This window comes from Acinetobacter sp. 789_lipA (assembly GCF_058242845.1).
Genome location: NZ_JBZAYS010000001.1, coordinates 1,024,497 through 1,047,694 on the forward strand (window position 1 = coordinate 1,024,497; position 23,198 = coordinate 1,047,694).

Genomic DNA, 23,198 nt, shown 5'->3' on the forward strand with positions numbered 1-23,198 from the left:
GTTAATAATTTTAGAGATGGAGAGGGGGTAAAATGCAAATTGATGCTCAAGTAAAAAGTATTTCAGATATTAATCAATTCTTTATTGTTCCAGATTATCAGAGAGAATATGTATGGAAAGCTAATGATCAAGTAAAACAATTTATCACAGACATAGATAATGCTTTTGAGACTTCGAATAATGATTCGAGTTACTATTTAGGATCAGTCATTATTGTTAAAAAACAAGATAATTATGATGTCATAGATGGTCAGCAACGTCTTACTACAATTGTATTAACTCTTTGTGCATTAAAAGATTTTTTAGAAAGCATTACCCGTACTGAATCTGCTGAAAACTTTTATAATGCGATTAAATCATGGTTGTCTACTTTCAACATGAAGACGGCATCCCATCAAAACCGCGTAGAGTTGCAATACGAAGAAAGCCAAAATTATTTAAGCTATCTTATCCATAAAAAAGAATACAAAGGAAAAGTCACGCCATCTATTCAAAAAATGCAGGCTGCCTATGATGCAATGTATGAGTATGTTGCAAGTTTGAATAATGAAAGACAAGAGCATTTAGTTGATTTTATTGCTTTCTTCTTTAATAAAATAGTCCTAGTTTTTATTGTTTCTGCAGATCTTCATGGCGCATTGAAAATATTTGAAACCAGTAATCAGCGTGGCGCAAGTCTAGATGCTATGGATTTGGTTAAAAATCTGATTTTTAGTGAAGCTAATGAAAAAGACTTTCCTGATATTAAAGCTAAATGGAAAATAGTTGTTGGTAATATTCATGCCTGCAAGGAAGGGGAGAATCCATTACGCTTTCTACGCTATTTTTTAATGGCACGCTACTGTGATAATGGAATTTTACGTGAGGAAGATATCTATAAATGGATCATTTCTGAGGGCGAGCCATTAATCAACTATAAAAATAAGCCAATAGAATTTGTGAATGCATTATTAAGTGCTTCAGAGCGCTATTCTAAATTGGTTAATGCGACAAGTTTGGTCGATCACCATCAAACTTATCCTGCTGTGGTTAACATAGGCTACATTAATAAATATATGTCCAGACAGCATTTATTGCTATTATTGGCATTAGATGTGAATTGTGAAGATGAAGTAATTAATTATCTAGCGAAACAACTAGAAACTTTATTTTTTGTGAACAATACCTTAGGTATACAAGCTAAATATAATGAGAATAATTTTAGTATTTGGGTGCAATATTTCCGCGGTTTAAAAACTATTGAACAAGTAAAAGTTGCTGTTGAAAAAACCATTGCAAAATATATTACTAAAAAGGCAGCGGAATTTAAACAAACTCTCTTAACGAAACGTCATGATGCTTTTAATCCTCTTTATCGTTTACGTTATATTTTAGGTACTTTAGAAAATAAAGCAGCTGAACTTTGTAATATGCCACTGAAAGATCATGGATTTATCCAAAATCTTCAAGTCGAACATATTTTACCTCAGACACCTAAAGCAGATGTAATTCCTGAAGCATATGGAGCTGACTATTTAGAATATTCTAGTCACGTTTACATGTTAGGTAACGTGACATTATTAGAAAGTCAGATTAATCAGGCAGTTAATAATTTTAATGACTTAAGTGCAGATTGGTTTAAGCAAAAGCAATCTGAATATAAAAATTCAGCACTAGTATTGAGCAAAATGCTAGATGTTGAATTTAGTATTGGTAAAAATACCTCAACGAATCAATTTATTCATGATTATAACTATGCTTTTAATGAATGGAAAAAGGAGCAGATTCACCAGCGTCAGCAAGTTTTACTTAATTTAGCTCTTTTGTCTTGGACAATTAATGGACAAAGAATAGACCAATATAAGTTTACTGATGAAGAGGAGCAACGTAAAAACATAGATCAAGTAACTATAGAGGTATTATAAGAAACTATAGGTCAAGGCGATCTTAAGTAATTTTACCTAGTTCACTATGCTGTTTAATTATTTATTAAAATAATATCCAAATTTTATTTCAGCAGCCACTTCGGTGGCTGCTGAAATAAGAAACCTACCATAGAAACTTGTAAAAATTTTAAGTAGAAAAAGCATTGTCTCTACAAAATAGCCATATAAAATGGAATCAGAATTGAGTTTATTACATAGACTTTTACATCACCTTTCGTTTTGGAAAAGGCACTATTTTGTTTCTCAACCCATCAATAAAATCAGCCCACTCCTGCATCATTTTTGTTCTGTATTCTAAATGCTGCGCATGATTATAGGCTTGAGATACTGCGTTACCTACAGTGTGTGCTAACTGTATTTCAATGGCATCATGCATATAGCCTTGCTCATGTAATGTTGTAGATGCAAGTCCACGGAAACCATGACCAGTCATTCTTCCCGTATATCCCATGGTGCGAATCGCACTTAACAGAGCATTGTTGCTCAAAGGCTTAGCTGTACTGTGGTTATAAAAAACAAATTGCTTATTACCAGTAATGGGCTGTAACCCTTCGAGTAATTCAATAGCCTGCCTAGATAAAGGAACAATATGTGGTAACGCCATTTTCATCTTATAAGCTGGAATCCTCCATAAATGATTATCAAAATCAATCTCATTCCATTCCATGTTAATGAGCTCGGCAGTTCTTACAAATGTTAGAGTCATAAACTGTAAAGCTGTCTTAACCAAGATATTGCCGTGATAACGATCCATCCGTTCTAAGAAAGGCGGAAACTCAGAAATATCTAGGCGAGCCATATGTTTTACTTTACGTGGCTTGAGAGCTTCTTGAAGGTGGGGTGTAGGGTCATTCTCAATGAGTCCTTTACGGATCGCATAACGAAAAATACGCCCAGCTAAAGGAATAGAGCGTTTAGCCATCTCCTGAGCACCACGTGCTTCAATTTGCTTAGCACAAGCAAGGACATCTTTTCCTTTAATCTGATCAATAGGTATATTACCTAAAGAAGGGAACAGGTCTTTTTCAAATACAGACAAGTCACGTAAATATGTTCCTTCTTTAATGACGGCCTTACGATCTTCCATCCATTCCATAGCAAGAGCTTTGAAAAGAATATTTTCATCGACTTGTTGTTTCTTCTGTTTTTTATCTTCATTGGGATTAATCCCATCTTTAAGTTTTAATCGTGCTTCATCTCTAGTACGGCGAGCCTGAGCGAGTGTAATTTCAGGATAGGTCCCAATACTAAAAATGTTCTCTTTGCCATTAAAACGGAATTTCATTCGCCAATACATGCCACCTGAGGGTGTGACTTCTAAATACATGCCTTTTTCGTCAGAGTATCTGGCTTTTTTTTCTGATGGTTTTATATTTCTTATTTTTACATCTGTAAGCATGACAGCATGTCCTATGGAGTATTTGGGGGTATAAAAATAGGGGTATAAATACTTACCCCCATTTATACCCCCAATAGGTATAGGATTTCAATAGATGTTGTTAGATAGTATTAGATATAAAAAAGACTTAAACCATTAAGATTTAAGTCTTTTAAGATCCTATGAGATGCCATAGGAAGCTAATTTGGCGGTGAAAGAGGGATTCGAACCCTCGAAACGCTATAAACGTTTACACACTTTCCAGGCGTGCTCCTTCAGCCACTCGGACACTTCACCATGGCGGAGGATAATATCGAAAAACATAGCCATCGACAAGGTGAAACAATTGAATTCGAGCAAAAGTTTTAGCTCAATGATATGATTCGCAAAAATAGTGTCGATAATTGAAGACAAGCTTATGCAAAGTACTGCAAAAAAAGCCGCCTTGCCTGCGATGACCTTGGCAGCATTAGGGGTCGTGTTTGGGGATATTGGAACCAGTCCACTCTATGCATTGAAAGAATCCTTTCACGCTGCACATGGCTTGGGCATCACCCCTGCAAACGTATTGGGTATTTTGTCCATTATCTTCTGGACCATGACCATGGTCATTACCATTAAATATTCTGCAATTGTCATGCGTGCAGATAACAATGGTGAAGGTGGGATTATGGCTTTGCTTGCACTGAACTTGCGCAATACCAATTTTAGCCATCGGAAAAAATTACTGTTAATTTCGATTGGCTTTATTGGGGCGTCACTATTTTTTGGGGATGGGATCATCACCCCAGCCATTTCAGTCTTGTCTGCCGTAGAAGGCTTATCCATCGCAACCGATGCACTGGATCCTTATATTGTGCCAATTGCGATTAGCATCGTCACTGCTGTATTTGTCATGCAAAAGTATGGGACAGCCTTTGTCGGTAAGTTCTTTGGCCCACTGACCTTATTGTGGTTCTTCTCTCTCGGTCTTCTTGGGATCTCGAGCATTATTCAAACGCCTTTGGTTTTGGGCATGCTGAGCCCACATTGGGCATTTCAGTTTATCGTGACCAACCCTTTAATGGCCTTTTTCATTATGGGTGCGGTAGTGTTGACCGTCACAGGTGGCGAAGCCCTGTACGCAGATATGGGCCATTTTGGTCCTGTGCCGATTCGTTTGGCTTGGTTTATTGTGGTTTTGCCGTGTTTACTGCTTAATTATGCAGGGCAAGGTGCATTGCTCTTGCGTGATCCGACTGCGATTGAAAATCCATTTTACCTGTTGGTGCCAGAGTGGGGCTTGTACCCAATGATCTTCTTGGCCACTATGGCCGCCGTTATTGCTTCACAGGCCGTAATTTCAGGGGTCTTCTCTTTAGCGCGTCAGGCCATTCAATTGGGTTATTTACCACGTTTAAATGTGAAGCATACTTCAGACTCGGAACAGGGGCAGATTTATGTACCTTTACTGAACTGGATATTGTTGGCATCAATTATTGTCTTAATTTTAATCTTCCAAACCAGCTCACAGCTTTCGCATGCCTATGGTCTAGCGGTCACCATGACCATGCTATGTGACACCTTATTGATTGCGGTATTTATTCGTTATACATGGAAATGGAGCATGCCAAAATTGGTGCTGCTGATTATTCCATTCCTTGTTTTAGATTTGGTCTTGGTGAGCGCGACCTCACTTAAAGTATTATCGGGCGGTTGGGTTCCATTGCTGATTGGCGGTATCGCATTCATGTTATTAATGACATGGAAACAAGGTCGCGAGTTAACCTTTGCCAAGCTTCAGCAAGATACGCTACCACTCGATTTATTTGTACAAAGTATTGGTGATCAAGCCAATTGGGTTGAAGGCGAGGCGGTCTTTTTAACAGGAACGCCGACCGTTGTGCCACATGCCATGTTGCACAATATGAAGCACAATAAAGTACTGCATCAAAAGAACATTATTCTGACTGTTAAAATTCAAGATGTTCCTTATGTGGAAGAGTCCAACCGCTTCCATGTCGAAACCATGAATCAGCATTTCTATCGTCTTGAATTGTACTATGGCTTTAAAGATGAAATGAACATTCCTCAAGCGCTTGAAGCGGTGTATCAAGCGATTGAATTGGAATATAACTTAATGCAGATCAGCTTCTTTGTATCGCGTGAACGGATTATCAGTACCGTGGGTGATGGTATGGCGCCGTGGCGTGAAAAGCTCTTTATCTCAATGCAAAGGAATACCAGTCCTGTGAGTGACTTCTATCAGATTCCACCTAACCGTGTGGTTGAGCTCGGTAGTCAGATCGAGATTTAAAACATCAATAAAAAAACCAGCATATATGCTGGTTTTTTTTGGAGGATAAATCAGTGAAGTCTTAGTTCATTGGGTCATTTATAGGTGCCTCAGGCATCGCTTGGACAGGCTGTTCTGCTGAAGCGTCAGGAAGTGCCTGTGCAGAGGCATCAGGTGATGGCAGTGAATCAGGCTCAACCGCATTGACGGGTGCCTCTGCTGATGAATCTAATTGAGGTGCAGCAGCTGGGGCAGCATTCATGTCTGCATTTGCCGTGGGTGCGACAGCATCATTTAACGCCGCTTCAGCTTGTTGTGCTGAGAGTTCTGCATTTGGTACCAGCGGATGTTGCTCTGTTGGAGTCGCAGCGACTTGTTGTTGCGCTGTGGTATTAGGTGCGGCCTGTTGAACAGGAGCTTCACTCTGTGGTGCTGTTGGCATCACTGCTTGGTCATTGGGTACACCTTGGCCCGCTGGGCTGATAGCTGCTGCATTTGGATCAAGCAATTTAATTTGCCCTGAGCTTACGAGTTCTTGAATAGAACCCGGTTGGCCATTAACAGTAGTCGTGACTTTGGCTTGAGAGAGACTTTCTAAGGTGTCACCCGGTTGGATAGGTGGCTCGGCGAAGGCTGAAGCACTTATCACTGTGCCGATTAAACCAAGAGAAGCTAAAATCTTAGAATGCATAAGAACTCCGTAAATTGCATGTATTATTTCGTTCGATTCTTTTTTACCTTGGCATATTTTTTGAAACGACAGCAATCAAAGATACGCAATCGCATCACGTTGCCGTAGAAAAACTCTACAAAAAAGACATTTTGTTACATGCAAAATCATCTAAATATGGCGTTTTGTTTAATTGTTATGCGAATAGAACTCGAGCGATATACTTCGTATACGCTGATTGTTAAGCTCGTGAAAAACCGATGTTTATTGTAGTTGTGATGGCGAAGAAGAAAAGTAGTTCAGGTAAGTCAGTCTTTAACATGTTTAATCAAAATGGCCTGAAAGTGATTTTAGGATTGGTGGCAACGGGAAGTTTTGCGATTGCCTTTGGTCAAGAAAAAATTCAGCAATACGTGTCTTTAAGCCCAAGCTCAAATTCAGCCTGTTTAGAACAATTTTATCGGGAAATTCCACCTTATTTACTCAAAGAAAGTTTAAGTAAACACAGCTATGCACTGTGCTTTAACGGTTTTAATGTGATGTATTCGGGCGTTTCGAAAACACCTCTCTGGGTTGCAGAGGCCCTGACGCCACAGCGCCTGAGCCAAAAAATTCCACGTGAAGATAGTTTTCACGAAGAAAATAATGTTGCAACCGAACATCGAGCGACATTGTCGGACTACCGTGGTTCAGGCTATGACCGTGGACATATGGCACCGAATGCTGATATGCCCAACAAAGCCGCACAATTCGACAGTTTTTCTTTGGCCAATATGGTGCCCTGTGTTCTGTCCACCTAATCATATCATATTTGGTATTAAGTATTTGTTTTTAAATAATTATAGAAATATGATAGTCATATTTTTATATCATATAAATTTTTTATTAAGTTGATAATCGTGAAATTTAGTTTTTATTTAATCATATTTAGTATCTGCCTAAATAGTTCATTAGTGTTTGCTAAAGAAAATATTAGTGGTATAGATTATTCAGAAATTGCTAAGAAAAGACCGATAGAATTATATAGCAGTAAACAAAAACAAAATTCATTTGATGGTTGTTCTGATTTATTTCCTAAAAAAAATCCAAAAGAGACAACTGAGTTAACATATTTTAATAAGATGAAGTGGAGTATAAGGGAGCTATGTTCTGATAACTTTGCTGTAGTATATTCAGATCGTACTAAAACACCGCTTCTAGTTATTGAAAAATTAAGTGCTAAACAAATTAAAAATAAAAGCGAAGGTTTGAAACGGACAGATTTCTTTTATTCTGATCCTAGAACACCTACTAATGGTAGAGCAAAAGCATCTGATTATAAAAATGTTCGGCCTAGCGTTGATAGAGGACATCTAGTACCAGCTGGTAATTCAATTACGGCTCGGGGTATGGCTCAAACTTTTGCATTATCTAATATTTTTCCGCAAGATTCAGACAATAATAGAGGTCCATGGAAAAAAATTGAGACTGATGTTAGAAAATATATCTTAAGATCTGAAGGAGATACTTATATTCTTTCTGGCATTATTTTCGATAAAAAAGAAAATTCAGTTAAGATCGGTAAAAATAGAGTTTGGAAACCATCTAGAATATTTAAATTAATTTATAACCCTAGCGAAGATAAAGTTTGGGTATATCTCATTAAAAATGAATCTATAAAGATTGTACCTGAACCAATATCTTATGAAGAATTTGTTACTGAGACAGGAATAAAATTTGGATTCATTAACAGTAATGGGTCTAGTTATAATTCATCTAGTCAGCCTGTTAAAGAACAAGATATATTCATTGAGAATATAAAATCAAAAATTTTGGAATGGTTGCAGAACTTTCTGCAAAGTTTAATTGTTAAAATTCTTCATTAAGAGATTATTTTAAATAATGTATATTTTTATTAATTAGTCGGATTGTTATGCCAAAACATAAAAGTCAATATAAAACTGACTCTGGTTTTTTATCTGGAAATTTTATTAAAGTAGTTTTAGCAATTATAGCAATCAGTAGTTTTGGATTAGCTTTCTATTATGATCAGGTATCAACAACTTTGGTTAAGCTCTATCCAATAGGGGATAAAAAATGCTTAGAACAGTTTTACAAAAATGTTCCACCCTATTTAAATAAAGAGAGTTTGCAGAGAGATACTTATCCATTATGTTTTAATGGTTTTAATCTGATGTACTCAGGAGTATCAAAAACTCCACTTTGGGTAGCTGAGCGTTTAACTGTTCAACGATTAAGTCAAAATGTGCCTAGAGAAGTTAATTTTCATGAAGAGGAAAGGATTCCTCTTGATTATCGTTCTAAGCTTTCAGACTATCGTGGTTCTGGATATATTCGTTGGCGTTTAGCTCCAAATGCAGATATGCCAAATAAAACTGCTCAATTTGACAGTTTTTCATTGGCGAATATAGCACCAGTTGCAAATTTAGAAGTACTAACAAAAATAGAATATTTAATACGGGGTATTGCGATTAAGAAGAATCAAGATGTATATGTGGTTACTGGACCAGTATTTGCTACGAAAAAACTTAAAACGATAGGTAGGGGGGTCATTGTTCCAACAGCAACCTATAAAGCCATATATATGCCAAAAACAGGGGTTGCAGGTGTGTACTATGCCGAAAATACCCTGAAAAATACTGTTCCAAAAGTGCAGGTGATCAGTGTATGTGCGTTGGAAGATCTCACTGGAATTAATATTTTTCCTCAGTTAGAGGAAGATCAAAAAAGAAATACATATAGTCTTCCTTTAAGCCCAAATGACTTAGCATCAGATAAAGAAATTGAATATTCTTATTGGGATGCCGAAAGTCAATGTGCAACTGATATTTCAGAAAAAGATATAAGCATGCTTCAGAAGAAGTTTAGCTTTGAATAAGTTGTTTATGATAATATCAACAAAGAAGTTATTCTGATTTTTGATGAAAAAACTTTATTTATTAATACAATATTTTTAATATTATTATTTCGGGTGCATGATGCAAACTTGGGAAAATTGGTTAGATTCCAATAGGAAATTGATGCAGCACCCTGTAGATTTTGAAGAAAGATTTGTTATTGATATCCTTAAAAAAATTAATGGTTTAAAGCCAGAGGATGTTATTCCTCAATATCATTTTACTGATTTTGATGGAGGTAATCGTTATATTGACTTTTGTATAAAAAATGCAGAAAAAGGGTATTTTTTATCAATCGAGCTTGATGGTCGTTTTAAATTTCAAAATGATCTATTGGAAAAAACTTTAGAAAGACAAAATGCATTAGTTGCTAATGTTGGTACTTTAGTACGTTATGCAAATACGACTTGGTTGAATAATCCAAATAGAGTTATCAACGAAATTCAGACAATTTTATATAAGCAAAAAATTAAGCACATGAATGATGCAGAGTCTAGAAAACAGATACAAAAATCTCTAAGTGATTATCAAAAAGAATTACTGGAGGTAAAAGAACTTAGCATAAAAAATAATCATGAGCAGGAACTTAAAAAGTTAAACTCAGCAATTATGGCTTTAAAAGCACAAATGGCTGAGAAAAAAGAAGCTCCGAATGAGGTAGGAACTACTGATGAATTAAAAAATATTGCACAAATGATGAAAGGGCTTAGCCAACAGATTGATGAATTGAAGGCAAAGTCAAAAGAAGACATCAACCCAGAATCTAAACAAGATAAAGAGGTAAGTGCTACAAACCTACAATGGCCGGAACAAGTGCTTAATACTAGTCCTGAATTAATAGTTACATCAAATAAATCTGTTGGTATAAAGCATATCCATATGGCTTTATTAGGGCTCATAGTTATTTTTATAGTAGGTATAACTACATATATTTTGAAAAATGAAAAATCTTCAGATATTAAATATACTGATTCTAAAGATACAGTAAGCAAAATTGTGGACTCTGAACCTTCTTTTAATAAAATTTCTAATGAGTCTCCAGACATTGATCCTCTAGTGAATGATTCACCTCAAATTGAAGTGGAACAGGTTACTGCTCAGGAGCAGAATATTGAATCACATACAGAAGACTCATCATTTATACATGCTAGCGACGCGTCAAAATATATTGGTGAATACAGGAAAGTTTGTGGACAGGTTGTACAAATAAAAGAATTTTCAAAAGGCATATATTTAAATTTTGGTAATAATTATCCTAGACAAAATTTAACAGCTGTCGTTTGGTCAAGTGATATTTCTAATTTTGGAAATTTGAATCAATATGTGGGTAATAGTATCTGTATTTCTGGTGAAATTACGTCATATAGAGGTACGCCACAGATTGAATTAAGCAGTTTAGAGCAAGTAAATTAATATTATGGGTATCATCATAGGAATAGTAGGTTTTGTTTTTTTTCTCCTCGTTTTAGAACAATATTTTAAAGATCAAGAGGAACGAGACAGGAAAAAAGCAGAAGATGATGCTAAACGAAAATTAGAAGCACAAAGATTACATAGCTTAAAGTTGGAAAAAGACCGTATAGCTCTTGAGGTATATAAGTCAAAATTATTAAATAAAAGTAATTTAAAAAATATGGGACTTAATAAAGATCAAATTATACTATGGTATTTACTCATAATTATTGTTGCATTAGTAGTTTTTATAACTGTTTGGAATATCTAAGGTCATGAAGAAAATAATGTTCAAGAAATTTAGCATAAGTTTATTTTGTTTAAGTATGGTGTCCTCTGCATTTGCCGCAGAAGTGAAAGTAGAAGCTATAAAGGCTCCTTTTTATGTAGGTCAATCAGTCATGGCTTGCGGTAAATTAGTTGAAATAAAGCATTTATCTAATCGACATTATTTGAATCTGGATAGAAAGTATCCAAACCAAACATTAACAATATTAGTATGGGATAATGATTACCGTTGGTTTGAAGAGCGCTTTGGTAAAATTGATGCAAAAATTGGGCAGAGATTTTGTGGTCGAGGAACTATAGAGGAATATAAGAATAATATGCAAATGCAAATTAAGAACCCGCAGTTTCTAAGATTGATGAAGTAATACATTTGAAATTCTTAATAAGTTTAAATAAATTAATGACTTGCAGTTTAGTATTGTTTCTAAATCTAAATTGCATTTCTTCTATCTATGCTAATAATCCTCGCTATTCTTCAGCAGGTATCGTAATTAGTAATATTTTATATGTTGTTGATGGAGATACCATCCATATAAAAGATAAAGATGAATGGAAAAAAATTCGTTTACAAGGAATTGATGCACCAGAGAAAGACCAAGCATTTGGTAAAGAGAGCATGCGTGTTTTAGCTAACTGTTTGTATAAAGCTAAAAAAATTCGTATTGAATGGACTGAAAAAGACAAATATGGAAGGTTACTTGGAAAAGTTTTAGTAGATGAAACAGACTGTAATTTGTCTCAAATAAAACAAGGTTATGCTTGGCACTATAAATTTTATCAAAAAGATCAGACAGATCTTGATCGCCAATTGTACTCTAATGCAGAAATAGAAAGTCGTAAATCTAAAATAGGATTATGGAAAGAAAAATGTCCCACCCCTCCATGGGACTGGCGGAGAAATAATATTTTAAAATGTTCTTAAGTATTTGAGAAGATAGAATATTAGGGCAATAAATCTTTAGGGTTTATATCGATTGACTTAGCAATTATATAAAGTTTTAAGACAGTTAAATTGACTTCCCCTCTTTCGATACGTCCTAAATAACTTCTATCTATCCCAGTCAGTAATGCCAAATGCTCTTGGCTAATTTTTTTAATCTCACGATTTTTGCGTATTAATTTTCCAATATCTTTAGCTAACTCTTTCATTCAGATGGATCAGTAAAAAATAGAACTATTAATTTTTGATGTTTATAAGTCCACGGTTTATAATCCTCATTTTAATTTTGGATTGCTGGATGTCTAAGAGAGTATTGCCATTCTATAATCGTTTTTTTGATCTTTTTGATAGACTTGTAATTGAAGAATGGGAGGCTAAGACTTTTATTAACAATGTTTTATCAGAAGATCTTATCAATGATGAAAATAAGAAAAAAATTTATAAAGGAATTAATGTTCTTTATAAATGTGGTTATTTAACACGTAAGAAAAATCCCAAAAACAGTAAAGTGTTTTTGTACACAGAGACACAACCAATTGTGGATTATAGAGCGAAAAAAATTAACGAAAAGATTGAAAAAGTATTAAAAGAAAAAATGAATACTATCTCAGACAGTGAACCGTACCGGGTTTGTCGGAGGCTTTTTTATTTAAGTTAGGCCACCTGACCTAACGGGTTAATCTTATCATAGTACATTGCTTCAAACTCAAAAGGCGATACATAACCCAGTGCACTGTGTACACGCTTTTTATTGAACCAATCTACCCAGTTTAGTGTCGCAAGTTGTACATCTGCTAAACCTTGCCAATCTGCTTTTAAATATTCAATCACCTCTGTTTTGTATAAGCCATTCACCGTTTCAGCCAGAGCATTATCGTATGAATCACCAGTCGTACCGACTGATGCTCGTAAATTTGCTGCTTCTAAACGATTGGTATAGCGAATGGAAAGATATTGCACACCCCTGTCGGAATGATGAATCACATTCTTTGGCATGCCTCGATCGTGCAATGCTTGCTCCAATGCATCGAGCACCATATCTGTATTCATTCGTGTAGATACTTTCCATCCAACAATTGCTCGTGAAAACACATCAATAATAAAGGCGGTATAGACCCAGCCTGAATGAGTTTGAATATACGTAAAGTCAGCAACCCACAGCTGATCTGGATGATCAGCACTAAAATTACGTTTCACTAAATCATCTGCTCTTTTTTGATCATCTCGGCTACGGGTGGTTTGTTTATTCTTACCACGCCAAACACCTTGTATACCTAGCTTCTGCATCAATCGAGCAACTGTACAACGTGCAATAACATAACCTTCACGTTTCAATTGTTGCCAGACCTTACGCACACCATATCGACCTGAACTTTCTTTCCAAATTCGTTTGATTTGCTCAGCATGATGCTCATCATGTAGATCTCGTTTCGCTCGATGTTCTGGATTTTCACAGAGATCTAAAGTCCGGTAATAGGTTGAAGCTGCGATCGGTAAAATCCTACAAATCGCATCAACACCATATAAGTCTTTATTGTTATGGATGAAATCCACCATTATTTGTGTGGGCGGTCGAGCTCCGCCTGGGCGAAAAAAGCGGCTGCTTTACGTAGAATTTCATTGGCACGCTTTAATTCTTTAATTTCACGTTCCATTTGCTTCATTTTTTCTTGATCAGATATCTGTTGTACTTTAATAGGATTTTGCTGATCTAAATGCTTTTGATGCCAGGCACGAAGTGTTTCAGGAGTACAACCAATCTTAGGCGCAATTGCTGTGATTGCAGCCCAAGTAGAAGGATAATCTTTTTCAGATTCAATCAATAATTGAACCGCTCTTTCTCTGATTTCAGGGGTATATTTTAATTTTGTCATCGGGGTAGTCTCTCAGAATATTGACTCTCCGACAAACCTGGTACGGTTCACTTTGTCCAACTGTTGATAACAGTGTTTTTTGTAATAAGTCAGTTAGATTACAGATTGGTCATTAAGCTTATATTTCTGATATCCACATAGAGTAATCAATAGTTTGATAAAATTTTCTTTACAGCGGAAACATACCCAGCTCTAAATATTCTACGCCCACTTTCTGCTTTCACTGCACCATTTTCGTCAATGATCCAATTGTTCGTTTCGATTGTTGACCTACTTATTGCCTCTTGTAAAGCAGAGACCTCAATAGGGAGTAAGGTATCAATTTTAGTTATATTTAGATCTATGTATTGATCAGAAGGCTTTTGATTAGTTGCTAAATTGATTGTTAGATTAGATTCGAGAATTTTTTTAAGTTGATTAACTTCAGATTTTTTTTGCTTAAGCTGGGAGTATAAACTTAATGCCAAGGTTCTTAAGCCAATATCTTCTATAAGAGAAAGCTCCTGCTCAACTTGGCTCGCATAAGAGACCTTCTTTATAGTTTTTTTAGGACCAGCAAATGCAGCCCAAGCTAATATTAAAGCTTTATAATCTGCACCTGTTTTATTATGTATAGCTCTCTCTGATGGTCCTTCATTTTCAATGATTTTTGAAATGGTGGCCACCGAAAAGTCATTGGATTTATGTATTTCATATTGAGACTTACAGGCATCATGAATTCTCTTCAAAACTTTTTTTTTCCTTTCTGAAGCTGAGATATATAGTTCTTGAAATAATGTTTCAGGATCATTCATTTTCTTTACCTCTGTTTATTTGAGTTTAAAATCTTGACTAAAGGTTGACGGTGCCGTTAATTGAATAGACATTTTTTCTATCTTTTCTTTAAATGGTTGTAGTAAACCAATTTCTTCTAATTTACGTTCACATTCGAGAAAAGGCATAATCTCAATAATGGTGTCATTAGGCATATGGCTTTGCATAAGTTTTATTAAACTATTACCCGCTGCAAGTTGAAGCTCAGTTGGGATCCTATACATGATAGGCTTTAATCCATTCATGTCTAACATACAATCTATAGCCTGAGCTTGTTTTATTGCATATTTCCCAGCGTCATCTGTATGATATATTTCAGCTTGCTGACATATGATGCTCAGGCTGTAAAGTTTACTTGAGGTTTCATGTATGCTTGTATGTAAATCACCTATATTTCCTATAGTGACAAGCTGATGATTATTGCTAGAAGAATCTGAATTAAGCTTTATTAATGTTTGTATAAGATGATGAGCAGCTTGCATATTAGAAATATTTTCAGACAATTGAGCTGAAATTTCGACTTCTCTTTCTCTAGATCTTCTTAATTTGTTAACCTCTGAAAAAGGTAAGCTATTTATTGATGATTGATATTCAATTGATTCCAACAGATTGATTTCGGAATAAACCTTCGCAATTTCAGTTTGTAGTTCATTGATATTATATACAGCTTGGTCAAACTGGAATTTCAAACCATTAATAAAGGCTAAACTGCTCAAATTAAATCGGCATCTGATGCAATTTTTCTTTGGATAACCAGAAACAGAAGCCCATTCAATATTTTTGTTTCTATCAGGTGTTAGACACTCCCCTCCAATATGGCATAGTGAGGCACCATTTGGGCATATACCAACCTCAGTGACTATGTAGCCTAACTCATTGCAACCTTTAGCTAAAGAGAGTGCATTAACGACATCTAGAGATGCAAATTCACTACTAAGAGAATCGATAGTTTTTTGCTTTAAACTTCTTAAAGAATTTTGTTGTTGAGCATCTAGTACCTTACGTTCAGCTTCGTCTAATATATCTCTGACATAAGCGGTATTAAGTTTCGTATAGTGAAGAGTCATAATGATACTAGAATGACCTGCTATCATCTTAGAAACTATTTCCAAAGGGATTCCTAGATCAAGCACTAAAAATGAAATCATGGTTACACGCATACCATGTTGCGTATAAACAGGATTTTTTTTATTTTCATTGGTTTCTGAGTTCTTTGTTAGGATTATTAGGTCATTATCTTCTCCAAGTAAGTTGTTGTTTTTAAAATATAATTCTGCATATAGTAAAAAATCCAACCATCTATTAGGACAGTTACCAGCAGGGATAGGTAGGTGACTTTCGTTAGGATTATTGGCTACACTGCGGAAAAGAAATGCTACTGGATTGCGGTGTCGTACGACTTTTGGATTCAAGGTGCCAAAATATATGGAATTTGTTATTGATTCCCATTGGGTGGCTTTAGTAATAGGGTTATATTTTTGTTGCCAAGTACGCAGTTTATGCAACCAAAACAAGATGTGATGGGCATTTAATAAGGGCATTACATAGCCTTTGTTATTTGCAGCTTTATCTATGTCAGCGGTTTTATTTGTATTAATAAATAATGAGTTACAATCTTGATCTAATTTGTTTATATCAGAGATATGAAATACACCACGACAAATAGGTTTTTTCGTGTGATGGGTAATCAGAGGGTTATTATTTTTTGAAAACCAACTTTTAGATTTATTAATATTAAAAGTAAATGTATCAAATTCTCCAGAATCTAGTGCTCTAATCTGAATATTTCGAAGTGGTGTATGTAATAATAAAAAAAATAATATTGCAGTAACTGGATTCCATATTTCAAAAATTTGACCTCGTTGCTGTATGTTTCTTGATCTCCACACGCAATCAGGATCATTTTTATCTATCAAATTTTCAGGGACTTCTACGAAGTCTTTTTCAAGTGCCAAGTGACAGTTTATCCATTCAGAAAAGTATTCTGAATCCAGAGGAAAATATAATTTTTTTATTTTTTGAACAAGCCAAGCAGGCATCGCTACTTTGTTAGACTCTGATAAAACAGGGTCTCTAATACTTAGAAAATCATTATAGATTTTTTTTAGGGGATTAAATCCATATACTGTTTCAGGGGAGTCGGGATCATTCTCAAATAAAGTCAATCTCAAATATTCAATAAATTTATAAGCTTCGAATACTCTATCTTTTTTCGAATATTCAGCTAAATTGCTATGCTTAAAATTTAAAAAACTCAAAAAATCAGAATCAAAACTAGTTCTAGTTATGTATTCTATAGGATTAATAATATTATATTTAAGTAAGTACTCTAAAAAAGGAATTAGGTTGTTTTTTAATCCATCTAACTTTTCTGTTCTTTTGTCAGCAATATAGTTCTCTGCAAAATTAACCCAATCATTCATATTTGGATTTATAAGAGATATAAATTTAAATCCATATCTTTTAATTCCCTTCATACGAGTTGAATTTCTTTTGAAATTGGGTTCAATATCCCATGTCTCCTCTAATGTCATACCGATAAATTCAGGTCTTTTTCTCAGTATGAAATAAAATAAATCATGTATTATTGATCTGTGTTTTTTTTGATATTCAACAGAGTATTTTTCACTTTCTGCAAATTTAGTATAGCTTTCCTCTAATTCAGATGAAAAAAGTAAACTCTTTATTTCAGAATTTATATTGAAAGTGGGCATTAAAATACAAAAAAACATATGTAAGCAGCTAATTACTTGCCTTTCCCAATGTATGCTAGCTTTGCCTTTGCCAAAAGTATTATCTTGATTAAGATAATATGTGGTGGTAAATTCTGTAAGAATTGGAATCCAATTAATATAATTTTCATTATATTTTAATAGGTTAGAGTATGTTATATTTGGCTTGAATAATATTTTTGTTCGAACAAAGGGATTGGAAAACCCTTTGTTTGGAATGCGATATTGATTTTCGTTGAGATGAGAGTGTTCTGTTCGGATATACTCATCAAAAATATCACAAATAAAGTCCCAACTTTGTGAAATATTACTGAATCCATAAATTTTAGAAAAATCATCTAGGTGAATTTTTTTTTCAGAAATAATGATTTTTTCTGGCGATGAGGGCAGATCTAATTCTGATAATTTTTTAACTAGTACATTGATTTTTGGTAAATGTGCTAGGAGAGTGTGTGGTTCAAATCTCTCACCAACAATTGGAATATAATATTCGAAGAATTCTTGGATTTTCCATAATTTAGTACTTATGTCCCTTATCCAAAGCATGGACTTTTCTGTTTTAGGTTGAATTATATTCGTAATATTTAAAGGGCTATCATGCTCTTTATGTGCTCGTAATTTACCGTTATCAATATAGCTGTAGTTATCAATAATTTCACTCATAAAAATCGTATGAATGAGTTGAAATGATGCTGATAAATTTGTCTGAGTTGGTATCAATGCTGAAAACTCAAAAAAATCAAGATTTCTAGAAGATAATAAGATATCTCTAATATATTTAGGTAAATTTAATTTATCTAAATTGCTGAAAAACCATCTAAGAACTGGTTGTAATGATGCTTGAGTATTTTTTGAATAATTTTTTTCTTGACATATTTTGGGCCATTGCCTGACTAACATTTCTCGTAACGATTCTAGCTCGGTATCTAAATCTGTTAACCATTTGAAATCTTTATCCCAAAATTGATTTGTTATGACAGAACAACCATTTTGTTTATTTATAGGGATAGGGATCATTGGATTTTTGATATTACTAAAAACTTTTACTTCATTTTTATTGAAAGTAGAATATTCATTTTTTATAATTTTTTCCAATATCAATCTCATAGCAGGGCAGAGTAAAACTTGAAGTGCGACATAAACCACCTAATTAATTTAAAGGGTTTATGGAGTATATAAAATTGTCATACCATCATCTTAACTTTGAAGATCGTACTGCATTAATGCTTGAATCAAGAAAAGAAGGCTTTTCACCCAGAAAATTTGCTGAACTTATTAAAAGACATCCTAGTACGATCTATCGTGAACTTAAAAGAAATAGCATCAATGACGTTTATCAAGCCCGATATGCTTCTGATCACACCTTCGCTAGACGTAGACGTGGTCATAGAAAACTCAAAATCGATTCAATCCTTTGGAAATTTATTGTTGAAGCGATCCGTTGTTTATGGTCTCCTCAGCAAATAGCAAAGCGTTTAAAGACATTTCCTGATTTGGATCAAACAATGAATGTAAGCCATACAACGATTTATTCAACGATACGAGCATTACCAAAGGGTGAGTTGAAAAAAGACTTATTATCCTGTCTGCGTCATGAAAATAAAAAGCGAAAAGCTAACGGTGAACCTAAAAAAGATTCTATATTACAGGATATTAAAACTATTCATGAGCGCCCAGCCGAAGTTCAAGAAAGAAAAATACCGGGTCATTGGGAAGCTGATTTAATTAAAGGTAAAGACAATAAAAGTTCGATAGCAACACTTATTGAACGAAATACACGGCTCTGTATCTTGGCAACATTACCTGATGCAAAGGCAGAATCAGTGCGCAAGGCTTTAACTGAAGCTCTGAAATATTTACCTGCAGAACTGCGTAAAACGTTGACCTATGACCGTGGACGTGAGATGTCAGAACATAAAATACTCGAAGAAGATTTAGGCATAGATGTATATTTCTGTGACCCACATTCACCCTGGCAAAAAGGCACATGCGAAAATATGAATGGTTTAATTAGGCAATATTTACCTAAAGGGATTGATTTAAATCAGGCAGATCAGCATTATTTAAATCAAGTTGCCATGTCACTGAATACTCGTCCTAGAAAAGCGTTAGATTGGCTTACACCATTAGAGAAATTTGCTCAGCTTGTTGATTATCATAAGGCTTTTGAAACTGTCGCACCTCATGTTTGAATTCGCCCAGTATAAGTTTGAATTGGCTTTTTATTATCCAACTCTAGTTTAATAAAAAGATCAAAATCTATTTTATTCTTAGTTGAAAAAGATTCACTACATTTTTTAGATAACCCCAAAGCTTCAATATTTTTTATTAATAAATTGATAGTTTTATAAATAAAGTCAGTTCGTGACCTACTCGTATCTTTTGCAATATCTGTTATTGCTTTTTCTAAAGGCTCAATCCAACTTTCAAGCAATGGATCATAAATGAGTAGCCACGAAAAAGATGAGGATCTACTAGGGAAAAGCCCCAATTTTATTTGTTCTTTAGATCTTGTTGTTCCTGTATCTGCGTTAATATATGTCTTATTATTCATGATTGTTATTCTCTGATTAAATTTTCAAGAACTAAAATAGATTGTATTTCATAGCTAGCATTAGTAGATAGCTTGTCAACCTTAGAAGGATATTTAGATATTTTTTCTTGTAGTTTCTTCTCTGCAATATCTAATTCTGTTCTGACCCTTTCCTGAGTTGGTGATGTGTATATCAACTGACTTTTTAATGAATTATGATGCATACATTTCATGATCACTTTATCAGTAACATGACAGTCTGCTAAACGTTGACCATATGCATGTCTATGCGAATGTGTATTTGTTCCATACGAGGTTGAATTTATCAAATCTATTCTCTTGAATGCCCTATCTCTAGCATTTTGATAACTTTTTATTGTGTATGGATGACCTTCTAAGTTTACGAAAGCATAAGGGTGTTTTTTAGAGAGACGAGTATGCTTTGCTCGTTCAATTAAATATACATACCAGAGTTTAAGAAAAATTTTACCTGCACTTTTAGGAAACCACTGGATGGTAATAGATTGATTCTGCTGGTCATCTAATCTTAAATTTTTCCATCCTGCATAATAAATATCATCTTTATTTAAAATATTTCTCGGATGTAATCCATATTTTTTATTTAACCAATCTCTTCTGTTTTTAAAAAAAGATTTTCTATTATTTATAGATTTATCTTCTGGTGGAAGACCATATTCTGGATGGAATATACGAACTAATGCAATATCAGAATCATCAGAATCATCAGAATCATCAGAATCATCAGGAACCGGTATAACATCGGTCACATAGAGATGGAACACCTCACTTATACGGAGCCCACCATAGTGCATTAAAAGTGTAATCAATATATCTCGAATATTATGTGTTTCATGAGAAATCTTACATATATCAGAGTTTGAGATATTTTTTCTATTTCTAAACCCTTCTACAAGTAATTTAGAGAAAATTTCTTCTGGAAAGCTTTTTGTATTATTAAGCTTATCAAAGCTAGTAGGAATTCTTTGATGTGCTGATCTTTTCTTTGTTGTATTATTCGATTTATCATCTTTCCCAATTAGATGATTAAAGAAAGAATTATTTTTTTTGTAGTACCATGCGCTTGTTAATATTTTCTGTTCTAAGGTTGTAGCCTTACGCCATGGATTTAAATGTGTTGCATTGGGGTTTATTTCTAAGAAATAATCAAATGCACAATTTATCTCTGAAATTATTGTATTAGCATTTTTAATATTTCTTACTTCCCAATATAAATTTGAATGGTCAATGCCATCTTGGCCAATGGTGCCATCATATAAATTCTTTATGAATTCAGATAATATATTTTTGGGAGAGTTATATAAGTTTCCCTTAACTAAAAAAAAATTTAAAAATAATTTCCATGCTTGGATTAATTTTTCATTTTTAGAAGGTGAGGTATTCCTATCAATCATATAATGTAGAAGTGGTAGGAATGGATAATTATCAATAAATAATACAGGTAGTTTTAATGAACTACTATTTAAATCTTGTTTTATTAAAACATTTAATTTAGTTATCATTCTTTTATACCTTATTATCAACTTGATTATAATATCAAAAGCATAACAGAGCTTTTAAATATTTTGTCTATTTTTTATTCAGTTTGTTATTGTTATTTTGTTTAAATATGATACTGAATGTAGTACACAGAACACAGGCCCCTAAAAATAATCAGCAAGTGTGGCGTGAATTGGAAGAAGCCACACGGGCGCTTGTGACCAAGCAAAAGCTAGATGTTTTTGTGGTGACTGGACCAGTGTTTCAGGGCAAAAAGCTCAAGACCATTGGTCAGGGAGTGATTGTTCCGAGTGCGGTTTACAAAGCGGTCTATATGCCAAAAACGGGTGCAATTGGCGCTTATTACGCACCGAATGATAATTCACAGCAGGTAAGAATTGTCAGTGTCTGCTATTTGGAAGAGCAGTTGGGTGTGAATTTATTTCCCCAACTGACAGAAGAGCAAAAACGTAATACCTATAAACTACCGTTGACAGCAACGGCGGTAAAAGCCAATAGTGCAATTCAGTATTCACATTGGGATGCGGAAAGTCAGTGTGCAGAAGAGGTTTCATCCGAGCAGCTCAAAGCCTTACAAAAAAACTTTAAATCGGGCTCTACTCAGTCGAGTAGTGGTAGCACAGTCAAAACAGGCACGGGTATTGATGCGGCGGATCAAGATGCGATTGTGAAACAATTGGTCGACGCCTTATTGCAATATATTTTGCAGCTGTTACGTTAAAGTTCTATGCAGTTGGATGTATAGACCTTCGACTGCAGTGCCCAATGCCTGAAAAACAAACAAGAGTAAAAATAAAATGTTTAAACCTTTTGTACAAGGTAACGAGTCCCATGCCATTCATGATTTGACCCTTGAAAATGACACGGACTGCGTTAGTATTTATGGCAATTTACAACTCACCAAAGACCAAGCTGGCCTAGCTGCGGCCAAAGCATTGCAGGCGTATCTGAATGCCATTGTGCAACAGCTTGAAAGTGAAGCTCAGCTTCCTGAGAAAATTGAACATCCGCAGTTGGGTGAAATTGACAATCCTTTTTTATAATATAGGCCTATCTATGTTCCATGTGGAACAATAGGAAAAGCCCACAGATTGTGGGCTTTGTTATTAATGGGGAGAGAAAAAATTAATCCTCTTTTTCTAAAATTTTATAAATAATAGCGCCGATAATGGCACCGACAATCGGAGCAACCCAGAACAACCAGAGCTGGCTTAACGCGGCTGTTTCAGCAAATATTGCAACACCTGTACTTCGTGCAGGGTTAACCGAGGTGTTGGTCACAGGAATACTGATCAGGTGAATCAAGGTTAGGGCTAAACCAATCGCAATCGGTGCGAAACCAGCAGGTGCACGTTTATCTGTGGCACCCATAATCACGATTAAGAACATTGCGGTCAGTACAATTTCAATCATTAAAGCGGAGATTAAGGAGTATTTTCCTGGTGACAGCTCGGCATAACCATTGGTCGCAAAGCCTCCTGTGCCGGTGAAACCAGCTTGGCCTTGGACAATCAGGTATAACACCCAAGCGGCTAAAACTGCACCGACCACTTGGGAGACCACATAAGGAATCAGATCTTTGGTATCAAAGCGTCCACCGACCCATAAGCCGACACTGACCGCAGGGTTAAAGTGCCCGCCAGAGATATGTCCAAGTGCAAAGGCACCCGTTAAAACGGTTAAACCAAAGGCAAGCGCAACGCCAAGAAAGCCGATGCCTAACTCGGGAAAAGCTGCTGCAAAAATGGCACTGCCACAGCCTCCGAAGACCAACCAAAACGTTCCGATGAATTCAGCAAGATATTTATTCATAATGCGCCTTTTGTAGTTATTGATGTTTTATTCGCGTAGAACTTTATATTTAACGAGAAAATGCTCGTTT

At 34.9% G+C, this 23,198-nt stretch carries 20 protein-coding genes, 1 tRNA gene, 2 pseudogenes and 1 other annotated feature; of the genes and pseudogenes, 13 read left to right on the forward strand and 10 right to left on the reverse strand.

Annotated features, from left to right (window positions below):
- Positions 1-32: 32 nt before the first annotated feature.
- The gene (locus AC4CUZ_RS04760; RefSeq protein WP_490747336.1) at positions 33-1,904 is read left to right on the forward strand and encodes a DUF262 domain-containing protein; all 1,872 of its coding nucleotides are present in this window, start codon (positions 33-35) and stop codon (positions 1,902-1,904) included.
- 223 nt (positions 1,905-2,127) lie between these two features.
- Here the strand turns inward: AC4CUZ_RS04760 and AC4CUZ_RS04765 are convergent, their stop codons facing one another.
- Together AC4CUZ_RS04765 and AC4CUZ_RS04770 are read right to left on the reverse strand one after the other, a co-directional pair.
- On the reverse strand, positions 2,128-3,324 hold the full coding sequence (locus tag AC4CUZ_RS04765; protein ID WP_490747337.1) for a tyrosine-type recombinase/integrase: 1,197 nt from the start codon (positions 3,322-3,324) through the stop codon (positions 2,128-2,130).
- 185 nt (positions 3,325-3,509) lie between these two features.
- Positions 3,510-3,600, reverse strand: a tRNA-Ser gene (locus tag AC4CUZ_RS04770).
- A 121-nt stretch (positions 3,601-3,721) separates the two neighbouring features.
- On the opposite strand from AC4CUZ_RS04770, the gene AC4CUZ_RS04775 reads away from it, so the two are divergent.
- Entirely contained in the window at positions 3,722-5,599 is a 1,878-nt protein-coding gene (locus AC4CUZ_RS04775) for a potassium transporter Kup (RefSeq protein WP_176538388.1), read from the forward strand.
- 61 nt (positions 5,600-5,660) lie between these two features.
- Here AC4CUZ_RS04775 and AC4CUZ_RS04780 read toward each other — a convergent pair whose 3' ends face one another.
- Positions 5,661-6,269, reverse strand: coding sequence for a hypothetical protein (locus tag AC4CUZ_RS04780; protein ID WP_438330938.1), 609 nt, complete (start codon positions 6,267-6,269; stop codon positions 5,661-5,663).
- 257 nt (positions 6,270-6,526) lie between these two features.
- Between AC4CUZ_RS04780 and AC4CUZ_RS04785 the strand changes: the two are divergent.
- From AC4CUZ_RS04785 to AC4CUZ_RS04815, 7 genes and pseudogenes are all read left to right on the forward strand, one after another.
- Positions 6,527-7,030: pseudogene (locus AC4CUZ_RS04785) on the forward strand (DNA/RNA non-specific endonuclease); the annotation flags it as partial.
- Between the two features lie 171 nt (positions 7,031-7,201).
- The gene (locus tag AC4CUZ_RS04790; RefSeq protein ID WP_419381121.1) at positions 7,202-8,113 is read left to right on the forward strand and encodes a DNA/RNA non-specific endonuclease; all 912 of its coding nucleotides are present in this window, start codon (positions 7,202-7,204) and stop codon (positions 8,111-8,113) included.
- Between the two features lie 47 nt (positions 8,114-8,160).
- Positions 8,161-9,126, forward strand: a complete 966-nt coding sequence (locus AC4CUZ_RS04795; RefSeq protein WP_067727928.1) for a DNA/RNA non-specific endonuclease — start codon at positions 8,161-8,163, stop codon at positions 9,124-9,126.
- Positions 9,127-9,223: 97 nt separating this feature from the next.
- On the forward strand, positions 9,224-10,558 hold the full coding sequence (locus AC4CUZ_RS04800; RefSeq protein ID WP_157883247.1) for a hypothetical protein: 1,335 nt from the start codon (positions 9,224-9,226) through the stop codon (positions 10,556-10,558).
- Positions 10,559-10,562: 4 nt separating this feature from the next.
- Positions 10,563-10,868 carry a hypothetical protein gene (locus tag AC4CUZ_RS04805; RefSeq protein ID WP_071850241.1) on the forward strand — a complete coding sequence of 102 codons (306 nt, stop codon included), beginning with the start codon at positions 10,563-10,565 and terminating at the stop codon, positions 10,866-10,868.
- 4 nt (positions 10,869-10,872) lie between these two features.
- Positions 10,873-11,250 carry a hypothetical protein gene (locus tag AC4CUZ_RS04810; RefSeq protein ID WP_227509873.1) on the forward strand — a complete coding sequence of 126 codons (378 nt, stop codon included), beginning with the start codon at positions 10,873-10,875 and terminating at the stop codon, positions 11,248-11,250.
- 5 nt (positions 11,251-11,255) lie between these two features.
- Positions 11,256-11,807 (forward strand): thermonuclease family protein, encoded by a 552-nt coding sequence (locus AC4CUZ_RS04815; protein ID WP_490747338.1) that lies wholly within the window; start codon positions 11,256-11,258, stop codon positions 11,805-11,807.
- A gap of 20 nt (positions 11,808-11,827) precedes the next feature.
- Here AC4CUZ_RS04815 and AC4CUZ_RS04820 read toward each other — a convergent pair whose 3' ends face one another.
- The gene (locus tag AC4CUZ_RS04820) at positions 11,828-12,034 is read right to left on the reverse strand and encodes a helix-turn-helix domain-containing protein (protein ID WP_067727935.1); all 207 of its coding nucleotides are present in this window, start codon (positions 12,032-12,034) and stop codon (positions 11,828-11,830) included.
- Positions 12,035-12,123: 89 nt separating this feature from the next.
- On the opposite strand from AC4CUZ_RS04820, the gene AC4CUZ_RS04825 reads away from it, so the two are divergent.
- Positions 12,124-12,483: a hypothetical protein gene (locus AC4CUZ_RS04825; protein WP_490747339.1), complete on the forward strand. Its 360-nt coding sequence runs from the start codon at positions 12,124-12,126 to the stop codon at positions 12,481-12,483.
- Here the strand turns inward: AC4CUZ_RS04825 and AC4CUZ_RS04830 are convergent.
- From AC4CUZ_RS04830 to AC4CUZ_RS04840, 3 genes are all read right to left on the reverse strand, one after another.
- Positions 12,480-13,699, reverse strand: a protein-coding gene (locus AC4CUZ_RS04830) for an IS3 family transposase (protein ID WP_490747340.1) whose coding sequence is annotated in 2 segments (ribosomal slippage) — positions 12,480-13,423 and positions 13,423-13,699 — 1,221 coding nt in all. Because the reading frame shifts where the segments join, the coding sequence is not laid out codon by codon here. The two genes, AC4CUZ_RS04825 and AC4CUZ_RS04830, sit on opposite strands and share 4 nt — an antisense overlap.
- Positions 13,308-13,424 (reverse strand) — a sequence feature (AL1L pseudoknot). Its footprint overlaps the gene before it by 117 nt.
- Before the next feature lie 146 nt (positions 13,700-13,845).
- Positions 13,846-14,493 carry a gamma-mobile-trio protein GmtX gene (gene gmtX / locus AC4CUZ_RS04835; RefSeq protein ID WP_180081170.1) on the reverse strand — a complete coding sequence of 216 codons (648 nt, stop codon included), beginning with the start codon at positions 14,491-14,493 and terminating at the stop codon, positions 13,846-13,848.
- A gap of 15 nt (positions 14,494-14,508) precedes the next feature.
- The gene (locus AC4CUZ_RS04840) at positions 14,509-18,339 is read right to left on the reverse strand and encodes a VPA1269 family protein (RefSeq protein WP_490747341.1); all 3,831 of its coding nucleotides are present in this window, start codon (positions 18,337-18,339) and stop codon (positions 14,509-14,511) included.
- Between the two features lie 71 nt (positions 18,340-18,410).
- Between AC4CUZ_RS04840 and AC4CUZ_RS04845 the strand changes: the two genes are divergently transcribed.
- Positions 18,411-19,436, forward strand: a complete 1,026-nt coding sequence (locus tag AC4CUZ_RS04845; RefSeq protein ID WP_201702131.1) for an IS30-like element ISAba125 family transposase — start codon at positions 18,411-18,413, stop codon at positions 19,434-19,436.
- Here the strand turns inward: AC4CUZ_RS04845 and AC4CUZ_RS04850 are convergent.
- Together AC4CUZ_RS04850 and gmtY are read right to left on the reverse strand one after the other, a co-directional pair.
- Positions 19,427-19,798: a hypothetical protein gene (locus AC4CUZ_RS04850; RefSeq protein WP_490747342.1), complete on the reverse strand. Its 372-nt coding sequence runs from the start codon at positions 19,796-19,798 to the stop codon at positions 19,427-19,429. The two genes, AC4CUZ_RS04845 and AC4CUZ_RS04850, sit on opposite strands and share 10 nt — an antisense overlap.
- Positions 19,799-19,803: 5 nt before the next feature.
- Entirely contained in the window at positions 19,804-21,318 is a 1,515-nt protein-coding gene (gene gmtY / locus AC4CUZ_RS04855) for a gamma-mobile-trio recombinase GmtY (RefSeq protein ID WP_419381339.1), read from the reverse strand.
- Positions 21,319-21,452: 134 nt separating this feature from the next.
- Here gmtY and AC4CUZ_RS04860 point away from each other — a divergent pair.
- Both AC4CUZ_RS04860 and AC4CUZ_RS04865 read left to right on the forward strand, forming a co-directional pair.
- Positions 21,453-22,037, forward strand: a pseudogene (locus AC4CUZ_RS04860) (DNA/RNA non-specific endonuclease); the annotation flags it as partial.
- A gap of 76 nt (positions 22,038-22,113) precedes the next feature.
- Positions 22,114-22,359, forward strand: a complete 246-nt coding sequence (locus AC4CUZ_RS04865) for a hypothetical protein (protein ID WP_004978163.1) — start codon at positions 22,114-22,116, stop codon at positions 22,357-22,359.
- 82 nt (positions 22,360-22,441) lie between these two features.
- Here AC4CUZ_RS04865 and aqpZ read toward each other — a convergent pair whose 3' ends face one another.
- On the reverse strand, positions 22,442-23,128 hold the full coding sequence (aqpZ, locus tag AC4CUZ_RS04870) for an aquaporin Z (RefSeq protein WP_279699044.1): 687 nt from the start codon (positions 23,126-23,128) through the stop codon (positions 22,442-22,444).
- Between the last annotated feature and the right edge of the window lie 70 nt (positions 23,129-23,198).